We start from the raw sequence: 21,117 nt of genomic DNA, 5'->3' as shown, positions 1-21,117 counted from the left end.
CATGCAGCTGACTAATACTAATAGGTCGAGGGCTTGACCTAAAGAATTGTTCATAGAAGCGGATAATACAATGTTTAGTAAAAACAATGAATATAAAAATAGAACCTGTGGTTAATCAGTTTTGATACTACAGGTTTTTTTGTTTTGTCAAGAAAGATACTTTGTGATGGATAAGAGAAAACTGTCCTATTACTATTTTTTGCTAGAAATAAAGAATAGATTTGAAATATGTTGGAAAATGTACTATAATGTCAATTAAGTAAAATGTCGATATACAAAAAGAGAGCTAAAAAAGAAAATTTGGAATCTTTGTAAAGTAAGAATAAAATAGTTCGTTAAAATACTTTAAACAGGTATAGAAACATTAAAAGAACAATGAAAATAATATAGTTAATTTAAAACCATTAGATAAATGAAACATAACGGAGGATATAAATATGGATACTGGTATTTTATTAGAAAGTGGAACCAACGAGCTTGAAATATTAGAATTTAAAGTAGGAGAAAACTATTACGGAATTAATGTTGCTAAGATAAGAGAAATCTTACCTTATCAAAAGCCTACTTCTGTTCCCAATGCTCATCCATTTATTGAAGGAATTTTTATGCCTAGAGATATGGTTATTTCCATTATTAATTTGGCTAAATGCATGAATTTACCCGAATCAGATAACAAAGCCTCTGACATGTTTGTTATAACAAATTTTAACAAATTAAATGTTGCATTTCATGTACATAGTGTTGTTGGTATACATAGAGTATCATGGCAAGATATTAGTAAACCGGACGAAACGATTAGTACCGGTAAGAATGCAATAGCTACAGGCATAATCAAAATGGATAAAAAATTAATTATTATTCTTGATTTCGAAAAAATAATATCAGATATTAATCCGGAAACTGGCTTAAAGGTATCAGATGTAGATCATTTGGGTGTAAGAAAGAGAAATGACTCTCCAATTCTCATTGCAGAAGATTCTCCTTTGCTTAATACTCTTATTGTTGATTGCCTGACAAAGGCTGGCTATACAAACATAATTAATACAGCCAATGGACAGGAAGCATGGGACAAATTATTAAAATTTAAAGAAGATAATAGTATTGATAGAAGTATAAAGTGTGTTATATCTGATATTGAAATGCCGCAAATGGACGGCCATCATCTTACTAAATTAATTAAAACTGATGATGCCCTTAAACATCTGCCCGTAATAATTTTTTCATCTTTAATTAATGAAGATATGAAACGAAAAGGGGAGTTGCTGGGGGCAGATGCCCAATTAACGAAACCAGAAATAGGCACATTGGTAGAAGCCATTGACAGGCTTATTCTTCATTAATTGGATATTTATTATTTTACATTCTTATTATGAAAAGAAAAAAGAAGCATGTATTATGTTGGTATATCTTGCAAGTTTATATACAATATGGTAAAATTTAGACGATTAAGAATTAATAGGTGGTGGATTTGTGGCTAAATGTAAAATATGTGGTTCAGAATTTCAGGGGGAATCAGAATATTGCGAGAATTGTATGAAAGAGAAACAGGATTATTCCAGTGAATCATATCTTGATGGTTTGTTAAAAAGTATGGTGAATCAACCAAATACGAGCCAACATGTTAAAAAAAAGACATTTGTAAAAAAAGATACTGCAAAAGATAAATTTGAAATAGAAAATAACGAACAGGAAGAGATTAACTTGGAAAATATAAAGCATACTTCGGAAGAACAAGAACAATTAAATGATAATGCAGAAGATATTCTTGCATTAATAGAAGAAGAGCAAGATATATTGGCTTTGGAAGAAGAAAGCGATATGAATGAGGCTGTTAATACAGAGAATGATTTTGATAATGGAATTTTAAGCCTTCACGATAATTTTGATGAAGATAACGAAGAAGAAGGTAACACACCGGACTTTCAGGAGGCTTCTTATGAAGAAGATAGTAATAGTTTACCAGAATCTGATTTTGGTTCCATGAATGAGGCAGATGATGATTTGGTTACTTTATTAGGTATGATTACCGGTCTTGAGGAATCGGTTAATGAAAACAGCCAGGAGGATGTTTTCGCATTAGAAGAAAATGAGGATAATTGGAATCCGGAACCTTTAAAAAATATCTCTGGAGATGCAGAAAAATCACCTGAAAGTGAAACTTCCCAAAATGAGATAAGTACCTCAGTAGCTCAAGATCAAAAAGCAGGTAATATAGAAAGTAACAATGAGTTATTGAATGACATTTTATCCATGGATAGTTTGGGTGATAAGGATACGGTTCCGTCTGAAGCAGATAAGAATCCGGAGCATTTGGGCGAAATATTTTCTGATTCTTTAAGTGCTATTTATTCATTAAACGATCAGGAAACCGACGTAGATTTAGAGGATATTTCATTAAGTCAATCAGAAAATCGTGAAGATGTAAAGAAGAAAAAACGGGAAAAGGTATTCGGTAAAAAAGCAACGAAGGGTTCAGAGGCAGGGCAAGAAGAGCCAAAGCAAAAAGAAAAAGCTAAGAAAAGCAAGAAAAAGAAAACAGATAAATCAAAGAGCAAAGCAGCTGCAGCTAGTAAAGATAATACTGACCAGGAAAAAGGACAAGATAGTAAAAAAGCTGCAAAAGAGAAAAAATTAAAAGATAAGAAGGAAGCTAAGGCTAAGAAAGAAACTGCCAAGAAAGAAAATGCTAAGAAAAAAGCAGAGGCTAAAAAGAAAGATCCTATTGTAAAAGAGGCAATGGAGGAAGAAGATACAGGAAAGATTAGTAAAGCAGGAACATCCTTTGCATTAATCTTCTGTGGCATTGCGGCAACCTTTATTATAGTGGGAGTTAATTTATATACATATTCCATTAATATAAGAAAAGCGGAAATGGACTTTGAAAGACAAAGATATACGGATGCTTATTATGAAATATATGGATATAAAGTAAAGTCTGGTGATAAGGAACTTTATAATAAGATTATGACTGTAATGTATGTTAACAAGCAGCTTAATTCTTACTATAACTATACTGGTTTAAATAAACAGCCGGAAGCTTTGGATTCTTTACTAAAAGGTCTGTCAAAATACGAAGAAAATATAGATACAGCAATCTCACTTGGAATAGAAAAAGACATGGATGATTTAAGGTCACAAATACTTGTCGAGTTGGATAATAAATACAATATTAAGGAAAAAGAAGCATTAGCAATTGTTTCTATCGGTGATTTGGAAGAATATAACCAACATATTTTAGAGGTAGTTACTGAGAACGCAAATTAATTGTTGCAGGAAATTCTATAGTAGAGTAACATAAAGAATAACGAATATTTCGTTATTCTTTATTTGCATTATTACCCTTAATGAGTAAAATAAATTAGCATGTGAATAGTAGTGGTTATTAAGAAAGGACTTAACAGGATGATTGCAGTTATTGATTATGATGCGGGTAATTTAAAAAGTGTGGAGAAAGCTTTGATTTACTTAGGAGAAGCGGTGACTATTACAAGGGACAGAGAAAAAATCTTAGGGGCTGATAAAGTTATATTACCAGGTGTAGGTGCATTTGGGGATGCTATGGAAAAACTTCATAGTTTTGGTCTTGTAGATGTAATCCAAGAGGTTGTAAATCAGAAAAAACCATTATTAGGCATTTGTCTGGGACTTCAATTACTTTATGAAAGTAGTGATGAATCAGAAGGCATTAAAGGTTTGGGACTATTAAAAGGGAGAATACTTCGAATTCCGGATTGTGAGGGCCTAAAGATTCCTCATATGGGATGGAATTCTCTTGATATAAAATCAGGTGCCAAATTATTTAAAGGTATTGAAAATCAATCCTATGTTTATTTTGTGCATTCCTATTATTTGAAAGCAGATAATAGTGACGAGGTGGCTGCAACTACAAATTATAGTACTTTAATTCATGCTTCCGTGGAAAAGGACAATATCTTTGGGTGTCAATTTCATCCTGAGAAAAGTGGAGATATTGGATTAAAGATATTAAAAAACTTTGCAGAACTGTAGGAGGATAAAGTATGTTTACAAAAAGGATTATACCTTGTCTGGATGTTCACAATGGACGTGTTGTAAAAGGCGTTAATTTCGTTAATTTAAGAGATGCCGGAGATCCGGTAGAGATTGGGGCTGCATATGACAAAGCTGGAGCAGATGAATTGGTTTTCTTAGACATTACCGCATCATCGGATGCAAGAACCATTAAAATAGATATGGTACGCAGAGTGGCTGAAACGATATTTATTCCATTTACCGTAGGCGGGGGTATACGCACAGTAGAAGATTTTAAACTAATATTAAGAGAAGGTGCTGATAAGGTAGCGGTTAATACGGCAGCTATATTAAACCCTGCTTTGATTTCAGAAGCCGCAGATAAATTTGGAAGCCAATGTGTGGTTCTAGCAATAGATGCCAAACGCCGTAAGGATGGTTCCGGTTGGAATATCTATAAGGAGGGCGGTAGAGCAGATACAGGCATTGATGCTGTAGAATGGGCTATAAAAGCAAATCAACTTGGTGCCGGAGAAATATTGCTCACCAGTATGGATAGGGATGGTACTAAAGATGGTTATGATTTAGAACTTACCCGCATCATTTCTGAAAATGTATCCATTCCTGTTATCGCATCAGGAGGGGCAGGAAATAGAGAGCATTTTTATGATGCTTTAACCAAAGGGAAAGCAGATGCAGTACTAGCGGCATCATTATTTCATTATAAAGAAATGGGAATCATGGATTTAAAGAAATATTTATTAGATAAAGGTATTAGTGTTAGAATATAGTTTTAAAGGAAGTTCAATCGTTATAGTTGATTGGTAGATTCTGCGATGCAATCAGGCAAGAGGCTATCAATAGACACGAATTATTGCAATATTTTGCAGTATATACACTTGAACTGATTGATAAAACTTTTTTGTATAGTAATGAATATAAAAGCAATAGGAGAGATATAAAAATGAGTGCAATTACAAATGATTGGCTAACTGCCATAGGTAAGGAATTTCATAAGGAATATTATGCGGAACTTTATAATTTTGTAAAATCGGAATACAGTAAATATCTGATTTTTCCAAAAGCAGATGATATTTTTAATGCCTTTCATTTTACTCCGTTAAAAGAAGTAAAAGTAGTAATATTGGGACAAGATCCCTATCATAATGATAATCAGGCCCATGGCTTATGCTTTTCTGTAAAACCGGAAGTAGACATTCCACCTTCCCTGGTAAATATCTATAAAGAACTACAGGATGATTTAGGTTGTTATGTTCCAAACAATGGATACCTTGAAAAATGGGCAAAGCAAGGGGTGTTAATGCTAAATACGGTACTTACAGTAAGAGCTCATCAAGCCAATTCACATCAGGGAAGAGGATGGGAACAGTTTACCGATTCTGTGATTGAGGCTGTAAATGAACAAGATCGCCCAATTGTATTTTTGCTTTGGGGCAGACCTGCTCAAGCAAAGAAAAAGATGTTGAATAATCCGAAACATCTAATTTTGGAAGCTCCACATCCCAGCCCACTGTCTGTATTTAGAGGCTTTTATGGAAGTAAACCATTTAGTCAAACAAATGATTTCTTAAAATCCCACGGAATAGAGCCCATTGATTGGCAGATTGAGAATATTTAAATTACATAACATATTTTCAATAAACACTTGACAATTATCATTTATACCGTTATAATACCTATTAATTTAATAATCGCCAAGATTTATATTATATAAATCAAATATAAGATGATAAAAGCTATGATAAGAATAAGTAATATTTAGTAATCCAGACAGAAAGCAACCGGTTGATGAGAGGTGCATGGCAGGCTGAATATGAATACATCTTTGAGCTTCACACCGAACAAGAAATATTAAGTAGGCTGTGACGGATTCCCGCACACGTTATAGTGCTAGAGTATTACCCATTATGTATGGAGTACTTGAAGAGGTAGACAATGTGAGTTGTCTATAAACTTAAGGTGGTAACACGAGATTATGCTCTCGTCCTTTTGATAATGAAGGATGGGAGCTTTTTTTATTAGTCAAATACTAAGCTTTTAAATCTGGTTAATTGTGTAGAAACAGTTTATTTAACTTGAAAAATCTAAGTAATTCTTCGGCATTTTTGATTCTTATAAATGGCATTTATTAAAAATAAAAAATGTGTAAGGCGCTAAAACGCCGGAATCGAGGTTATTATGAAGAAATCAGTAGAAGAACAATTTAAAATCATTACCAAAGGCGTAGAGAGAATGGTCAGTGAGGAAGACCTAAAGAAAAAGCTTGAGAAATCAATAAGAGAAGACAAGCCGCTAATAGTTAAACTTGGATTGGACCCGAGTGCACCGGACATTCATGTGGGGCACGCTGTAGTATTAAGAAAAATGAAGCAAATGCAGGATTTAGGACATCAGATAGTAATTGTTATCGGTGATTTTACTGGAAAGATTGGAGATCCAACAGGTAAGTCCCAGGGTAGGAAGGCATTATCACAAAAAGAAGTAGAAGAAAATGCAGAAACTTACAAACAACAAATCTTTAAAATACTGGATCCCCAAAAGACAATGGTTCGCTTTAATAGTGAATGGTTGGGTGAACTAAAATTTGATTCCATTTTAAAACTGGCTGCCACTACAACAGTTGCACGAATGCTGGAAAGGGATGATTTCCATAATAGATATACTAATAATGTTCCAATTGGAATTCATGAATTCTTTTACCCTCTAATGCAGGCTTATGATTCCATAGAATTAAAAGCTGATATTGAATTAGGTGGCACGGATCAGACATTTAATATCCTTATGGGAAGAACCCTGCAAAAGATTATGAATCAGGAAGAACAGGTAGCTTTATTGATGCCAATCCTTGAAGGTCTGGATGGAGTAGAGAAGATGAGTAAAAGCTTAGGTAATTATATCGGTATTTATGAGCCTGCTCATGTAATGTTTAAAAAGGTAATGGAGGTTCCTGATAATTTAATTATTAAATACTATGAATTAGCCACAGACGTACATCCTGACGAAATTGAAGTTATCAAAAAAGAATTATCAGAAGGTAAAAATCCAAAGGATGTAAAATTCCAATTAGCTAAGGAGATTACTGCTTTATACCATACTACCAATGAGGTTGAAGAGGCTATTAAGTATTATGAAGCAGCATTCACTAAAAAATCTATACCAGAAATCATTCCGGAATTAGTTTTGGAGGATAATAAGGACTTATTAAAAGATATCATTCCCCTTTTAGTGAAAGAAAAACACATTCAAAGCGGAAGTGAATTCAGAAGAATTCTAAGACAAGGTGGAGTTCAAATAAATGAAGAGAAAGCTGAAGAACCGGATTTAGATCTGGTATTGGCCTGCGGCGATGTAATAAAAATAGGGAAAAAGAAATTTGTTAAGATAGTAAAATAATATATATGTAAGTCACCATGGAATTTAATATATGAACATGCTATTATGAAATCTAATAAATATAATAATCGCATCTTAGGAATGTCAAATAATATAATAATTAACAGATATGCCTTGCAATAGAAACAGATATATGAAACATAAGGATTTTATAGATAGGAGATTTCATGATAGCATTAATTGTAGCAATGACCAGCATATCCTTTGATTTCTCATGATAGATAAAACTCCCGGAAGTAAAGTCCTCCGGGAGTCTATATTAATAATTCATATGCATTATTATTTCACATTATCTGCTTTCTCTAAATTCTTAACAGCATTAGCCAACATAAGCTTGATACGGTTAAGCTGGTTAACTTCGCTGGCACCGGGATCATAATCCACGGCTACAATATTGGATTCAGGATGTCTTAAACGAAGTTCTTTGATAACACCCTTACCAACAATATGGTTTGGCAGACAAGCAAAAGGCTGTGTACAAACAATATTATTAACGCCGGAATGGATCAACTCAACCATTTCACCAGTTAAAAACCAACCTTCACCTGTTTGATTTCCTATAGAAACAATAGGAGAAGCATATTCGGCCAGTTTTTGAATTTTTACAGGAGGTTCAAAACGGCTGCTTTTTTCTAGGGCGATTCTTGCTTCTTTTCTACAGTATTCTAATACCTTAATGAGAATATTATTTATAGTTGCAGCAGACTTTTTAAAGCCCAGATATTCTGCTTTAAAGTTTGCATTGTAGAAAGAGTACATGAAGAAATCCAGTAAATCAGGAACAACCGCTTCTGCACCTTCTGCTTCTAATAATTCAACTAAATAATTATTAGCGGCAGGTAAGAATTTAACAAGTATTTCTCCTACAACTCCTACTCGTGGTTTCTTAATATCCTTAAGAGGAAGAGTATCAAAGTCCTGTACAATACCCCTTATATTACGTTTAAACTCACTCCATTTGCCATTGGCAACAGATACTTTACAGATATCTCTCCATTTCTCATGGAGGGCATTTGCAGAGCCATATTCCAATTCATAAGGCCGTGTACGATACAGTACCCGCATAAATACATCACCATATACCATAGCCTGAACCACACTAACAAGCATCTTTGGAGTTATTTTAAGTCCCGGATTCTTTTCGAGTCCCTGGGCGCTTAAGGAGATAACCGGTATTTGTGACATACCTGCTTTTTCTAAGGCCCTGCGAATGAAGTTGATATAGTTGGTTGCACGGCAGCCACCGCCGGTCTGGGTGATTAAAACACCAACTTTATTTAAATCATACTTTCCGGATAAAAGAGCCTCCATAATCTGACCTACTACCATTAAAGATGGATAGCAGGCATCATTATTTACGTATTTTAAACCTACATCTACTGCATTATGATTGTCATTTTCTAATACGTCAACATTATAACCATGTGCTCGTAAGGCAGGTTGAAGAAGGTCAAAATGTATTGGTGACATTTGAGGTGCTATAAGTGTATATTCTTTACGCATTTGTTCTGTAAATATAACTCTGTTAAAAGCATTGGATACAATCTTTGCTTTGGCCACATGTTTATGGTCTCTATCCCTGATTGCAGATAGAAGAGAACGAATACGTATTCTTGCGGCACCCAGGTTATTTACTTCGTCAATTTTTAAAACAGTATATATTTTACCTGATTTAGACAGTATGTCATTTACCATATCTGTAGTAACTGCATCCAGTCCGCAGCCAAAGGAATTTAGCTGAATTAATTCCAGGTTTGGCATGGTCTTTACGTAGGAAGCAGCAGCATATAGTCTGGAATGGTACATCCACTGGTCAACTACCACCAAAGGTCTGTCGATCTTGCCTAAGTGGGAAATACTGTCTTCTGTTAATACTGCCACACCATAGGAAGTGATTAATTCCGGTATACCGTGATGAATCTCAGGATCCACATGATAAGGACGTCCGGCTAAAACGATACCCCGCTTTCCTGTTTGCTTTAAGTATTCCAGGGTTTCTTCCCCTTTTTTTCGTATGTCTTCTCTCTCGGCTTCCATCTCCAGCCAAGCTTTATGTACAGCAGCTTTGACTTCATTATCGGAGGTATCAGTTAATTCTTTCATTATTTTGACCAAGCGTTTTCCAATGATTTCTTCACTTTCAAAGGAAAGAAATGGATTCTCAAAACGAATGTTATGACTGCTTAATTCTTCTACGTTGTTCTTAATATTTTCACTGTAAGAAGCAACAATAGGGCAGTTATAGTGGTTATTGGCACCTTCTACTTCACATCTCTCATATGGAACACTTGGATAAAAGATGAAGTCTATATTTTGTTTAATTAACCACATAATATGTCCATGTACTAATTTAGCAGGGTAACATTCGGATTCACTTGGAATGGACTCAATTCCTAATTCATAAATCTTACGGGTGGATTCCGGTGATAGTACAACCTTGTATCCCATTTCCGTAAAGAAAGTAAACCAGAATGGATAATTTTCATATTGATTTAAGACTCTTGGAATTCCTACCGTACCACGGAATGCCTTATCGTCTTCTAATGGCTCATAAGAGAAGAGTCTCTTTAGTTTATATTCAAATAAGTTTGGAATATTATCTTTATTCTTTTCTTTTCCTATACCACGTTCACAGCGGTTTCCAGAGATAAATTGTCTGCCACCGGTGAAACGGTTAATGGTAAGCTGGCAATTGTTGGTACACCCTTTGCACCTTGCCATGGAAGATTCCACTTTTAATGCATTGATTTTCTCAATTGAAAGAGTGGTAGTTTCTTCTCCATTATAATGTTCTCTGGCAATCAAAGCAGCACCGAAAGCACCCATAATACCTGCTATATCAGGTCTTATAACCGTACATCCAGATAATAATTCAAAACTACGCAGCACGGCATCGTTGTAGAAAGTACCACCCTGTGCTACGATATTTTCGCCTAAATCTTTTGGATCAGTTATTTTGATTACTTTAAAGATTGCATTCTTGATTACCGAATAGGCCAGGCCGGCGGAAATATCCGCAACGCTGGCACCTTCCTTTTGCGCCTGTTTTACGTTGGAATTCATAAATACAGTACATCTTGAACCAAGATCAATTGGATTCTCTGCAAATAAAGCTACCTGTGCAAAATCAGCCACTTCGTAATTCAGGGATTTTGCAAAGGTTTCTATAAAGGATCCGCATCCGGAGGAACAAGCTTCATTTAGCTGAACACTGTCTACGGAATTATTTTTTATTTTAATACACTTCATATCCTGACCGCCGATATCAAGGATACAGTCTACCTTTGGATTAAAGAAGGAGGCAGCGTAGTAGTGGGCTACCGTTTCTACTTCACCTTCATCTAACATAAGGGCAGCTTTAATCAATGCTTCACCATAGCCGGTAGAGCAAGAACGTACAATACGGGCACTGTCAGGTAATAGGGTATATATTTCTTTAATAGATTTAATTGCTGTTTTTAGCGGGCTTCCATTGTTGCTGCTGTAGAAGGAATAAAGTAAAGAACCATCTTCTCCAACCAAAGCAACTTTTGTTGTAGTAGATCCCGCGTCAATACCAAGGAAACAGTCACCTTCATAAGTTTGTAAATCACCTTTTTTAACGGAATGAAGAGAATGTCTTGCCTGGAATTCCTGATAATCTTTTTCGCCTCTAAATAAAGGAGCTAAGCGGGATACTTCCGATTTCATCTGGATGCCTGCAGTCAATTTACTTACTAATTCATCAAAAGTGGTAATCCCTTCGTATTTGCTGTTCATTGCAGCACCCATTGCTGCAAATAGGTGGGAATGCTCGGGAGCAATGGTCTGCTCCGGTGTTAAATGCAAAGTTCGAATAAAGGCTTGCTTTAATTCAGTTAGGAAATGCAAGGGGCCTCCTAAAAAAGCCACGTTTCCTTTAATTGGTTTACCACAAGCCAAACCACTGATTGTTTGGCTTACTACAGCCTGGAAGATAGAAGCAGCCAGATCCGGTTTTGTCGCTCCTTCATTAATTAATGGCTGTACGTCAGATTTTGCAAATACCCCGCATCTTGCAGCAATGGGGTAGATGGATTTATATTCTTTGGCATATTCATTCAGACCTTCCGCATCTGTTTTTAACAAAGTTGCCATTTGGTCTATAAAGGATCCTGTACCGCCGGCACAGATACCATTCATTCTTTGATCAATACCATTGGTAAAATAAATAATTTTGGCATCTTCTCCGCCAAGTTCAATGGCAACATCTGTTTGAGGAGCATAATCCTGTAAAGAAGAAGATACTGCAACTACTTCCTGAATAAATGGTATTCCAAGATATTTACTGATGGAAAGACCGCCGGAACCTGTAATCATTGGCGCTATTTCCATATCACCTAGGGCTGTATGCCCGTTTCTTAATAACTGAGCTAAGGTTTCCTGAATATTAGCATAATGACGTTCATATTGTGAAAATAGAATATCATTATTTTCATTTAATATAACGACTTTTACTGTTGTTGAGCCGATATCTATGCCGAGTGTGTTTAATTTATTTTTTATCATAACTTTCGCCTGTATAGGCTACCTCCTATAACTTTACTATGTTACTAGTGTAGTTTATAGACTGTAAGTAACATAATTTAATATATATAAAGATTACTATATATAGAATGCCATATAATAATCGAGATGAAATAGTACTATTATATTACTATCCAAAAGGATATCCTGTGCATGTCTGACTTTTTCCGACTACCGATTATGTAAAATATTACCTATTGGCAGTAATAAGTTAAATGAAAATTAGTCTGTATGTCATATTTCAATGTGCATGGAATGAAATGTAATCGATATTTTATTATACGCTACTTAGGTTGGAAGTTCAACAGAAATAATCTTAAGCAAAATTAAAATTCTGTAAAATCCATGAAATAATCGTAAAGCATGAATTTTACAAGAGGTGTCACCATTCTATAGTATTTGGAATATAATGTAGTGAATTTATATAATTAAGGGTAAAAGATTGATCAATTTTTTGCTCTGGGAAAGTTGGTTTATATGAATCAGGACGGATTTAATTGTTTTATGTACATGATTGAACAGGGAGATACATTATATAGTATCAGCAGAAGATACAATATACCTCTGCAACTTATTTTACGTGCCAATCCTTATGCGGACATTTACAATCTGAATACAGGGGATGAAATTTGTATTCCTGATATGAGATCCAATGGTCCAATTGGTATTATGCCATATGTGGTACAAGAAGGGGATAGCTTAGGAAGTATTTTGTATGAGTCAGGTATTGAGTTAAATGATGTATTAAATAACAATAATCCCAATGAAATTATGTTGCTGCCGGGTTCCACTATATATGTACCCTCTTATGGAGAAGATATGTAAGTTGATTCTGGGCAGATATGAGATGAATTTTTCGATGTGGGAGCATGGCATTATTAAGGGAAAAATTAGTATCAGTAAACATATCATAAGGTCATTTTGAGCAACACGAAGAATCTAATTGAAAATGTATTTTTTGTCGATTATCATAGATTTTTTGTGAAATACATTTAGGCTGTATTTTGCTCAGAATGACATTTTTGCGTTTGTAATATATAGAGGTTTTTACATATTAGAATAGATTAATTAAATTTGGAAATATTGAAATAGACGGAAATTGTTTTGTTTCTATTAGAATTATTAGGGATTTTTCAAACTGTTTTTTATTTGACAAAGGGGCGCGTAGAACATATAATTAAGAAGATAAAATTAAAGTGGGTAAGTAGGATGTTAATTACGAAAGGAAGTGGAGACGAATGGAAACGGTGCCCGGGAGTACGTACCGACGGTCTAAAAATAGTATATTGAACTGCGCTATGCAGCATAGATAGATTAGTCCATGTTTTCCCAGGGTGAATAATATGACTTCTTCCAAATGCTGCACAACAGTAGAAGGAGCATATATCATGATTGAAATATTTAAAACACTAGAAGATGGAATCCACCAAATTGACAAAATCGAGGATGGCTGCTGGATTGCAATGACCAGTCCATCTGCAACGGAACTATTACAGATATCTGAGAAATATAATATAGATATTGATCATCTGCGAGCACCTTTGGATGAAGAAGAACGATCCAGAATTGAAGTAGAGGATGATTATACATTAATTTTAGTAGATATTCCAACCATAGAAGAAAGAAATAATAAGGACAGGTATGTGACTATTCCCTTAGGTATTATCGTAGGGGAGCATGTAATTATTACTATCTGCCTGGAAGAATCTAAAGTATTAAAAGGTTTTATGGATGGCCGTGTCAGAGATTTCTATACCTATAAGAAGACCCGGTTTATTCTGCAGATATTATATAAGAATGCCACGGTATTCTTACAATATTTAAGAATTATAGATCGTAAAAGTCTGGAAGTTGAACATAAACTGCATATATCTACGAAAAACAGTGAATTAATTGAACTGCTGGAATTGGAAAAGAGCTTAGTTTATTTTACCACTTCTCTTCGTTCCAATGAAGTTGTGTTAGAAAAGATGTTAAAGATTGATAGCATTAAACAGTATGCTGAGGATACAGCACTGCTGGAAGATGTCATCATTGAAAATAAGCAGGCTATTGAAATGGCGAATATATACAGCGGCATACTAAGCGGTACAATGGATGCTTTTGCTTCGGTAATATCCAATAATTTAAATATTGTTATGAAATTCTTGACAACCGTAACCATTGTAATGGCCATACCCAATATGATATCCAGTTTTTTTGGTATGAATGTAAGAGGTATTCCGTTCAGCGAGGCTAATCATGGTTTCTTCATCGTTACCGCATGTGCTTTCTTAATAGCTGCAATTGCTGCACTTATCTTCAGAAAGAAAGATTTATTCTAAAAAAGATTGAAAGAAGTGATAAAGATTGAATTTGATAAACAAACTGAATCGAAAGTTTGGAAAATATGCAATTCATAATTTAATGCTCTATATAGTTATATTATATGCACTTGGTTTTTTTCTACGGACAATAGATCCCATGTTTTATTTTAAATTTTTAGCGTTGGATGTAGAGAAAGTATTGCATGGGCAAATATGGAGACTGGTAACTTTTATTATATTACCACCAGGCGATAATATATTATTTTTAGCCATTGCCTTATACATGTATTATGCCATAGGTACAGCTCTTGAGAACGCCTGGGGAGCATTCCGGTTTAATCTGTACTATTTCTCAGGGATTTTATTCAACATATTAGCTATAGTTATTATATATCTTATAACAGGGGATAGTGTAAATATTGGTATTACCTATTTAAATAACTCTTTATTTTTAGCATTTGCTGCTTTATTCCCTAATGTGCAATTTTTGCTGTTTTACATTATACCTATAAAGGTGAAGTACTTAGGTATTCTTTATGGAGCTGTTACATTAAATTCTATATTTACTAGTTTTAGAGCTGGTGAATATTATATAAGTATTGCAATTATAGTATGCATGTTAAATTTCTTGATCTTTTTCTTTTCATCAAGAAATTATAGAAAGGTATCGCCGGGAGAATTTAAGCGTAAGGCAGAATTCAAACGGAAAGTAAAAAGTGCTAAAAATACAGGAAATGTTGTAGACTTTCACGGCAGAAAAACCATAACAAGGCACAAATGTGCGGTTTGCGGCCGTACGGAACTGGATGATGAAAATCTGGAATTCCGTTTTTGCTCAAAGTGCGAGGGAAACTATGAATATTGTATGGATCATCTTTTTACTCACGAACATGTAAAGAAGCCATAAGATAATCAATAATAGGACAGGCATTTAACCACATCTGGGAAGAGGACTTGTCGGCAGCAGGAATTCAAACTCCTGCTGAAATGCCTCATAGTGGCAAAGAGGTTATGAGTAAAATGGCGTAAGGGGGGATAAACTTGCCGGAAGGCAAATGGGATATCCGCTTTTACTAAGAGGTTTGGCTTAAATAAAAAGGAGAATGTATTACACGTTCGAATTTTATAAATATATGTAACGGAAACCTGGTTACATAAGACAAAATTTATAGTTTCATCAGGAGGAAATAGAAATGAATAAGAAGACGAAAATCGTCTGTACATTGGGACCAGCATCAGCAAATGAGGAAATGATCAGAGAATTAGCTTTAAATGGAATGGACATAGCAAGACTTAATTTTTCTCATGATGTACATGAAAATCATTTAAAAAGAATTAACGCAATAAAAAAAGTGAGAGAGGAATTAAACCTTCCTATCGCTATATTATTAGATACAAAGGGACCTGAAATTCGTACTTTAACTTTAAAAGATAATGAAAAGGTATTATTAGTAAAGGGACAAGAGTTTATTTTAACAACAGAAGATATTATTGGGGATGAACATCGTGTAGGTGTAACTTATACTGATCTGCCAGGGGATGTACAGGTAGGAAGTCAGATTTTAATTGATGACGGACTGATTGAATTAAAAGTAACAAAAATTACAGACGCAGATGTAATCTGTGAAGTTATTGCAGGCGGTGAACTTGGTGAAAGAAAAGGTGTTAATTTACCAAATGCAAAATTAAAATTGCCACCAATTACTGAGAAAGATAGAGAAGACATTATATTTGGAATTAATCAAGGGGTAGATTTTATTGCAGCTTCTTTCGTCAGAAATGCAGAAGCTATTCGTGAAATTAGAAAAATATTAGAGGACTGTAATTCTGACGTAGCGATTATTGCTAAGATTGAGAATGCAGAAGGTCTTGAGAATATTGATGAAATCATCGAAGAAGCGGATGGAATCATGGTAGCCAGAGGCGACCTTGGTGTAGAAGTTCCTTCTGAAGTTGTACCATATATCCAAAAGACAATTATTCAAAAATGTAATGATGCTTTTAAACCAGTTATTACAGCAACACAGATGTTGGATTCTATGATTCGTAATCCAAGACCAACCAGAGCAGAGGCTACTGATGTTGCTAATGCCATTTATGACGGTACCGATGCTATTATGTTATCCGGTGAAACAGCAGCTGGAAAATATCCGGTAGAAGCACTTGGAATGATGGTTAAGATCGCAAAAGAAACAGAATCTCATTTGGATTACACCAATATTCTAAAGAACAATAAAGACCAAAGATCCAAAAGCATATCCAGTGCAATTTGTTATTCCGCGGTTGCAACTGCAATGAGTATTAAAGCAAGCCTTATTATTGCTTCCAGTTTTTCTGGATATACAGCCAGAATTGTATCTAAGTTTAGACCGGAATCCTATATTATTGGCTTGTCACCTCTTGATAGAACACTTAGGAAGATGCAGATTTATTGGGGTGTTACTCCGCTAAAGACTCAGGAAGTAAACTCTACGGACCACTTATTAGAGGAAGCAGTAAAAGCGGTGGCTGATAGTAACTATGCCGAAAAAGGTGATACACTCATATTGACAGCAGGTGTTCCAGCAGGTAAAGCAGGTATAACTAATATAATTAAGGTGGTTACGGTTTAATAATATATCTATAACAAGTATTTGCAAAACAAACTCTTTTATGCAAAGAACATGGTAAAGTTTAAAGGAAAAGCATCTTCACAAGTGAAAGATCATGTCTTTCATTCTGAAGAACACCAACATGAGAAGTCATGGGAATTCTCATGTTGAACTTCTTTTTGATTATTTGAAATGTTGCTTTGCAACATTATGTAGGAAAGCTGAAAGAATAAAATTATTTCAGTTATAAGATTTGTGTCAATACAAATCTCCGACTTTAAGGAGCAAGATTATAATCATGTTGAATCTGCTGAGAAAAGATTATAAAGAGCTGGTAAGCAATAAAAAAATAATATGGATGATTTTATTGGTGCTTATTATATTTATAATAAGCACTAATTATAATGCGAAGAAACCTCAGGAAACCAATCCTGTTTCTAAGATTCAATTTGCTCTTACAAATTCTGATAATTCCCCTTATTCCAAATTACTAATTGAATATTTTAAAGAAAGCGAAAGTTTTTCTTCCTACATAAATGTGGTTGAAGGCGACCGTGAAAAACTTCTGAAACAATTTCAGCAGGCACAGTTTGATGTCTATTTGGAGATTCCTGAAAACTTTGCAAATAATCTAATGGTTTTGGAGCATCAGCCTGTAAAAGTGCTTATTAATTCCAAAGATCCTGTAAAGGCCGTCTTAATTAAGAACTTGTTAGAAAGTTATGAAACATACATAAGCGCAGTAGAAATTAATTGTGTGGGATTATATGAAGTGATGTCTTTAACGGGGATGGATCAGGAGTTAATCTATAAAAAGAATTATGAAATCTCCTTGGATTTAATTTTCACTGCTTTAGGGAAGGAAGCCTTTTTCCATTATCAGGAGATTTCTGATTACCCAAGTACCTCTGTTAGAGACTATTATTTTTATGCGTTTTTGGTTATGGCAATTAGTTATGGTGCACTTTATGTTGGCTATCAGATGATGAAGGAAAAAAACCTGGGTACATTTTCCCGCCTGCATACCATTGGACTAAGTACTTATGTAATTGTATTGGAAAAGGTTCTGTTTTCTGCCCTTCTTCTTATTCTAACGGCAGGAACCACTTATCTGATTGCTTATTCGGTTACAGGGAATACATTACCTTTGAAGCTTATATCGATTATTTTCTTAACGGTTTTATTTTATATATCTTTGGCAATATTTTTAAGCAGTATCTTCCGAAATGTACAAAACTATATGATTGCGGGAAATCTAATGTACTTTTTATTTAGCATTATTGGGGGTGGAATTATCCCAATTCAATACCTGCCGGAGGTTTTGAAGGAGATGGCTAAATTGACACCAAACTATTGGATTGAGAAAGTCTGTCTTCTTATACAAAAAGGAATTGTAAATAGTATATATGGCAAGTTTTTAATAGGAATAGGTATATGTTCGGTTATATTCATTTTATTGAGTATTGCCTTTTATAACCGGGAGGAGGTACGCTTGGATGATTAGATTATATTTCTTCCGGCTAAAATTAATTCTGGCAGATAAACTGAATTGTTTTGTGATTTTATGCTCCTTTGTCTTATTTTTATTGTTAATGAGCTCGTTATCATTTGGAGCGGAAGAAAGAAGTAATGTACCTGTTGGCATTATGGACTTAGACCAGTCTGAAACTTCAAAAGTCCTGGTAGAGCAAATAAAAAAGGTACCGGCTTTCTACGTATATGAAGAGGGAGAGAAAGCGCTGAACCAGCTATTATTAAATGAAGAAATAAGTGGAATCTTTATAATAAAAGAAGGTTTTGAGGAATCCATTAATAAGGGAACCATTACAAAACTTGTGATGATGAAATATCTGGAAGGCAATCCAAGTGCTAAGGTGCTATCTGATATATTTGCAGGGCCAATGATTTATCCTATTTCACGGGCAAAAGGTTTGAAAGAATATGAAGCTTTAAAAAAGCCGTCTTTGGGTAATGGAGAAATTACAAATGGTGATATTCAATATAATTGGTTTACTGGTCAAGAATATCTGGATTACATTAACAAATTATCTAAAGCCTCTGATTTTGATTTTGCCTTTGATATTAATTTAATTGATTTAGAAAGCCAGGAAGGTACTGTGAATTCCTTGGGTAATTCCGTCATATACTATCAGGTTATTTTTGGGATTTTGGGAATGCTTATCAGCTTTGTGGCTATGTATATGACAGCAGGGGCAGTAGCAGAGAAAGAACAGGGACTGGACAAAAAGATAAAGATAACTCTACTAAGGCCCATTTATCTTGACTTAAGCTATATTTTAGCGTTAATCACTGTCTTAAGTGCATTTACTGTTGGAATCACATTAATTTTGGGCAGCTTTATAGATAACTTAACTTTACAAAAAAGAATCATTATGTTTGTGCTTTTATTCTTATATGCTGTTATAATGGGAATGTGGTTTATAGTCCTGGGAAAGATAAGTAAAAAAGTCAGCAGGTATCAAATCCTTGGTACTGTATCGATTTTGCTTTTAGGAGTGTTTAGTTTTCTTTCCATGCTGGAGGGTTTGATTCAAAGCAAATTGCCTGCCATTACCCTGCTTCTCCCTAACCGGTGGCTGGTTGAAGGGATTACAGATATAGTTTTTCGCAGTACCATAGATTATGTACCGATTACTGCGTTTTGGAGCCTTTTGGTAATGGGAGGGGTTCTGCTTATAATAAATTGGTTTGTAAATAAGATTCAAAATTCTTATTGGAGGAGTTATAATGAGTGATAGTATAAAAAAGATTAGCAGAGAAATTCTTGCAGGTGAGAATTTAGAAAGAAATCTGCCCTGGGTTCTTAACCGGCTGATTTCTTTATATGATAAAGATGCAAAATTAAAATTAGCAATGAGTTATTATAATTTTTATGAAAATTACAGGGAAGAGAACTCTTTTTCCGCAGATTTAGAAGATAATGCTTCGTCTGATAGAAATGATCAGGGGAAACAATACAATAAAGTAAGTTATAAATACAGATCTGATGAGGAAGAGCTGTTAAATGAGGTTAATGAAATTATAAAAGACTCTATAATGGGGAAATTCTCAGGAGAAGGTCTGGAAGACAGTGTTAAGCGCCTGGATAAAGTACGAAATACGATTATTGATAGAATGAATATTCTTACTGGTTACACAGACTTTTTACAGATTTATGAATATGTGCTTAATCGTGTTGAATATAGGTTTAAGAACGATATGGAGGATGTTAACAACGAGGCATTTACAGCAGAAGTTCTCGCTTTTATTTTTGAAACAAAAGATAATATAATCATCAATGAGCGAATCAAAGAGGTTGTTGGACAATTGCCGGTTCGAATGACTAAGGCAAAATATTTTGAATTGTTAGGTAATAGCATTTCTTTATATAAAGGTGGGGAACGTTCATCTTTGGACACTTATATGTATATGCTGCAGACCAGTGGAGCTATTTATCGCACAGAGGGAATGGAACGGGTTTTCCCGGAACTTTCCCGGTTAAAGAATGATTTAGAGAAGGGTGATTATAAGAATCTTACGGAACGGGAATATATTGATTTATCCAATTGTCTGGAACTTGGTGTCAGATTTATAAGCAGTATGGTAAATTTCTATTATGGATTGCAGGAAATTGTAAATTATTTATATGTAATCATCCTAGCAAGGCCTTATGGGGATATGAATGAAAATGAATCTGCTTCATTTGACAGTTTATCCATGGTAGGAGAAATTAACCGTTACTTTGAAGCGGATAAAAAAGAACCGCTGCCAGAAGAGCTGGAGGAAAGATTTCAATTCTCAGAAGGAATGCAGGAAGGTTACTTTCAGGAAATTTCCTTACTGGAACCAATTTTTATAGATATCAAATCCAATTATACTGAGTTAACTAACAGCCTGATGCTTCGTCCCATATTTAATATTGCAGACATTGCGCGAAAATTGCTGGGCAGCAGTTTATTTGTCGATTTAAATCAAAGTGAAATCAGCAATGTAGCAGATGAGAAATATCTGGATCAAGTAAAAGAGGAGTTGATTTCCGGGCTGACTAAGGCTTTTAAAGAACGGTCACAGGTTGCCAATCGTGCTGTAATGGCTAATACTTTAAATAAAATACCTGTATTTTTTCAAAGTTATGGCGAAATAGAAGAATATATCAGGCAATCTCTTGACCAATGTCATGATTTGGCTGAGAAAATAGCCTCCGTTCAATTAATTAAGTCACTATATGAGAATTAATTCTGTATTTTTAATTGTAATATGTGGTATAATGG

General features: G+C 34.6%; 14 protein-coding genes and 1 other annotated feature. Of the genes, 13 read left to right on the top strand and 1 reads right to left on the bottom strand.

Annotated elements, in window-relative coordinates; genetic code table 11:
- Positions 1-437: 437 nt before the first annotated feature.
- From RT261_RS03300 to tyrS, 6 genes are all read left to right on the top strand, one after another.
- Positions 438-1,340, top strand: a complete 903-nt coding sequence (locus RT261_RS03300) for a chemotaxis protein (RefSeq protein ID WP_313129294.1) — start codon at positions 438-440, stop codon at positions 1,338-1,340.
- Positions 1,341-1,470: 130 nt separating this feature from the next.
- Complete coding sequence (locus RT261_RS03295; RefSeq protein WP_313129291.1) at positions 1,471-3,264, top strand: hypothetical protein; 1,794 nt, start codon at positions 1,471-1,473, stop codon at positions 3,262-3,264.
- Positions 3,265-3,402: 138 nt separating this feature from the next.
- Positions 3,403-4,008 carry an imidazole glycerol phosphate synthase subunit HisH gene (hisH, locus tag RT261_RS03290; protein ID WP_313129328.1) on the top strand — a complete coding sequence of 202 codons (606 nt, stop codon included), beginning with the start codon at positions 3,403-3,405 and terminating at the stop codon, positions 4,006-4,008.
- Positions 4,009-4,019: 11 nt separating this feature from the next.
- Positions 4,020-4,781, top strand: a complete 762-nt coding sequence (gene hisF, locus RT261_RS03285; protein ID WP_313129289.1) for an imidazole glycerol phosphate synthase subunit HisF — start codon at positions 4,020-4,022, stop codon at positions 4,779-4,781.
- 173 nt (positions 4,782-4,954) lie between these two features.
- Positions 4,955-5,629 carry a uracil-DNA glycosylase gene (locus RT261_RS03280; protein WP_313129286.1) on the top strand — a complete coding sequence of 225 codons (675 nt, stop codon included), beginning with the start codon at positions 4,955-4,957 and terminating at the stop codon, positions 5,627-5,629.
- Between the two features lie 111 nt (positions 5,630-5,740).
- Positions 5,741-6,003, top strand: a binding site (T-box leader).
- Between the two features lie 186 nt (positions 6,004-6,189).
- Entirely contained in the window at positions 6,190-7,404 is a 1,215-nt protein-coding gene (gene tyrS, locus RT261_RS03275; RefSeq protein ID WP_313129283.1) for a tyrosine--tRNA ligase, read from the top strand.
- A gap of 279 nt (positions 7,405-7,683) precedes the next feature.
- Here tyrS and RT261_RS03270 read toward each other — a convergent pair whose 3' ends face one another.
- Positions 7,684-11,931 carry an acyl-CoA dehydratase activase-related protein gene (locus RT261_RS03270; protein WP_313129281.1) on the bottom strand — a complete coding sequence of 1,416 codons (4,248 nt, stop codon included), beginning with the start codon at positions 11,929-11,931 and terminating at the stop codon, positions 7,684-7,686.
- A 528-nt stretch (positions 11,932-12,459) separates the two neighbouring features.
- Here RT261_RS03270 and RT261_RS03265 point away from each other — a divergent pair.
- The 7 genes from RT261_RS03265 (at position 12,460) to RT261_RS03235 (ending at position 21,082) form a co-directional block, all read left to right on the top strand.
- Positions 12,460-12,774: a LysM peptidoglycan-binding domain-containing protein gene (locus tag RT261_RS03265; RefSeq protein ID WP_313129278.1), complete on the top strand. Its 315-nt coding sequence runs from the start codon at positions 12,460-12,462 to the stop codon at positions 12,772-12,774.
- A gap of 563 nt (positions 12,775-13,337) precedes the next feature.
- Positions 13,338-14,273, top strand: coding sequence for a magnesium transporter CorA family protein (locus RT261_RS03260; RefSeq protein ID WP_313129275.1), 936 nt, complete (start codon positions 13,338-13,340; stop codon positions 14,271-14,273).
- A gap of 25 nt (positions 14,274-14,298) precedes the next feature.
- Positions 14,299-15,162: a rhomboid family intramembrane serine protease gene (locus tag RT261_RS03255; protein ID WP_313129272.1), complete on the top strand. Its 864-nt coding sequence runs from the start codon at positions 14,299-14,301 to the stop codon at positions 15,160-15,162.
- A 286-nt stretch (positions 15,163-15,448) separates the two neighbouring features.
- Positions 15,449-16,867, top strand: a complete 1,419-nt coding sequence (pyk, locus tag RT261_RS03250) for a pyruvate kinase (RefSeq protein ID WP_313129269.1) — start codon at positions 15,449-15,451, stop codon at positions 16,865-16,867.
- Between the two features lie 277 nt (positions 16,868-17,144).
- Positions 17,145-18,350, top strand: coding sequence for an ABC transporter permease (locus RT261_RS03245; RefSeq protein ID WP_313129267.1), 1,206 nt, complete (start codon positions 17,145-17,147; stop codon positions 18,348-18,350).
- Positions 18,343-19,602 carry an ABC transporter permease gene (locus RT261_RS03240; protein ID WP_313129264.1) on the top strand — a complete coding sequence of 420 codons (1,260 nt, stop codon included), beginning with the start codon at positions 18,343-18,345 and terminating at the stop codon, positions 19,600-19,602. The genes RT261_RS03245 and RT261_RS03240 overlap by 8 nt, the downstream gene beginning before the upstream one ends.
- Positions 19,595-21,082 (top strand): hypothetical protein, encoded by a 1,488-nt coding sequence (locus tag RT261_RS03235; RefSeq protein WP_313129261.1) that lies wholly within the window; start codon positions 19,595-19,597, stop codon positions 21,080-21,082. Before RT261_RS03240 ends, RT261_RS03235 begins: the two co-directional genes overlap by 8 nt.
- Positions 21,083-21,117: the final 35 nt, after the last annotated feature.

Source organism: Anaerocolumna sp. (assembly GCF_032079385.1).
Lineage (GTDB): Bacteria > Bacillota > Clostridia > Lachnospirales > Lachnospiraceae > Anaerocolumna.
Note: the sequence above shows the minus strand (reverse complement) of the source record. Positions and strands in the feature narration are given on the sequence as shown.

What these genes read in the sequence shown, in the direction of transcription:
- RT261_RS03300 (WP_313129294.1), top strand. Translation starts at nt 438, where the DNA reads ATGGATACTGGTATTTTATTAGAAAGTGGAACCAACGAGCTTGAAATA.
- hisH (WP_313129328.1), top strand. Translation starts at nt 3,403, where the DNA reads ATGATTGCAGTTATTGATTATGATGCGGGTAATTTAAAAAGTGTGGAG.
- hisF (WP_313129289.1), top strand. Translation starts at nt 4,020, where the DNA reads ATGTTTACAAAAAGGATTATACCTTGTCTGGATGTTCACAATGGACGT.
- RT261_RS03280 (WP_313129286.1), top strand. Translation starts at nt 4,955, where the DNA reads ATGAGTGCAATTACAAATGATTGGCTAACTGCCATAGGTAAGGAATTT.
- tyrS (WP_313129283.1), top strand. Translation starts at nt 6,190, where the DNA reads ATGAAGAAATCAGTAGAAGAACAATTTAAAATCATTACCAAAGGCGTA.
- RT261_RS03270 (WP_313129281.1), bottom strand. Translation starts at nt 11,931, where the DNA reads ATGATAAAAAATAAATTAAACACACTCGGCATAGATATCGGCTCAACA.
- RT261_RS03265 (WP_313129278.1), top strand. Translation starts at nt 12,460, where the DNA reads ATGATTGAACAGGGAGATACATTATATAGTATCAGCAGAAGATACAAT.
- RT261_RS03260 (WP_313129275.1), top strand. Translation starts at nt 13,338, where the DNA reads ATGATTGAAATATTTAAAACACTAGAAGATGGAATCCACCAAATTGAC.
- pyk (WP_313129269.1), top strand. Translation starts at nt 15,449, where the DNA reads ATGAATAAGAAGACGAAAATCGTCTGTACATTGGGACCAGCATCAGCA.
- RT261_RS03245 (WP_313129267.1), top strand. Translation starts at nt 17,145, where the DNA reads ATGTTGAATCTGCTGAGAAAAGATTATAAAGAGCTGGTAAGCAATAAA.
- RT261_RS03240 (WP_313129264.1), top strand. Translation starts at nt 18,343, where the DNA reads ATGATTAGATTATATTTCTTCCGGCTAAAATTAATTCTGGCAGATAAA.
- RT261_RS03235 (WP_313129261.1), top strand. Translation starts at nt 19,595, where the DNA reads ATGAGTGATAGTATAAAAAAGATTAGCAGAGAAATTCTTGCAGGTGAG.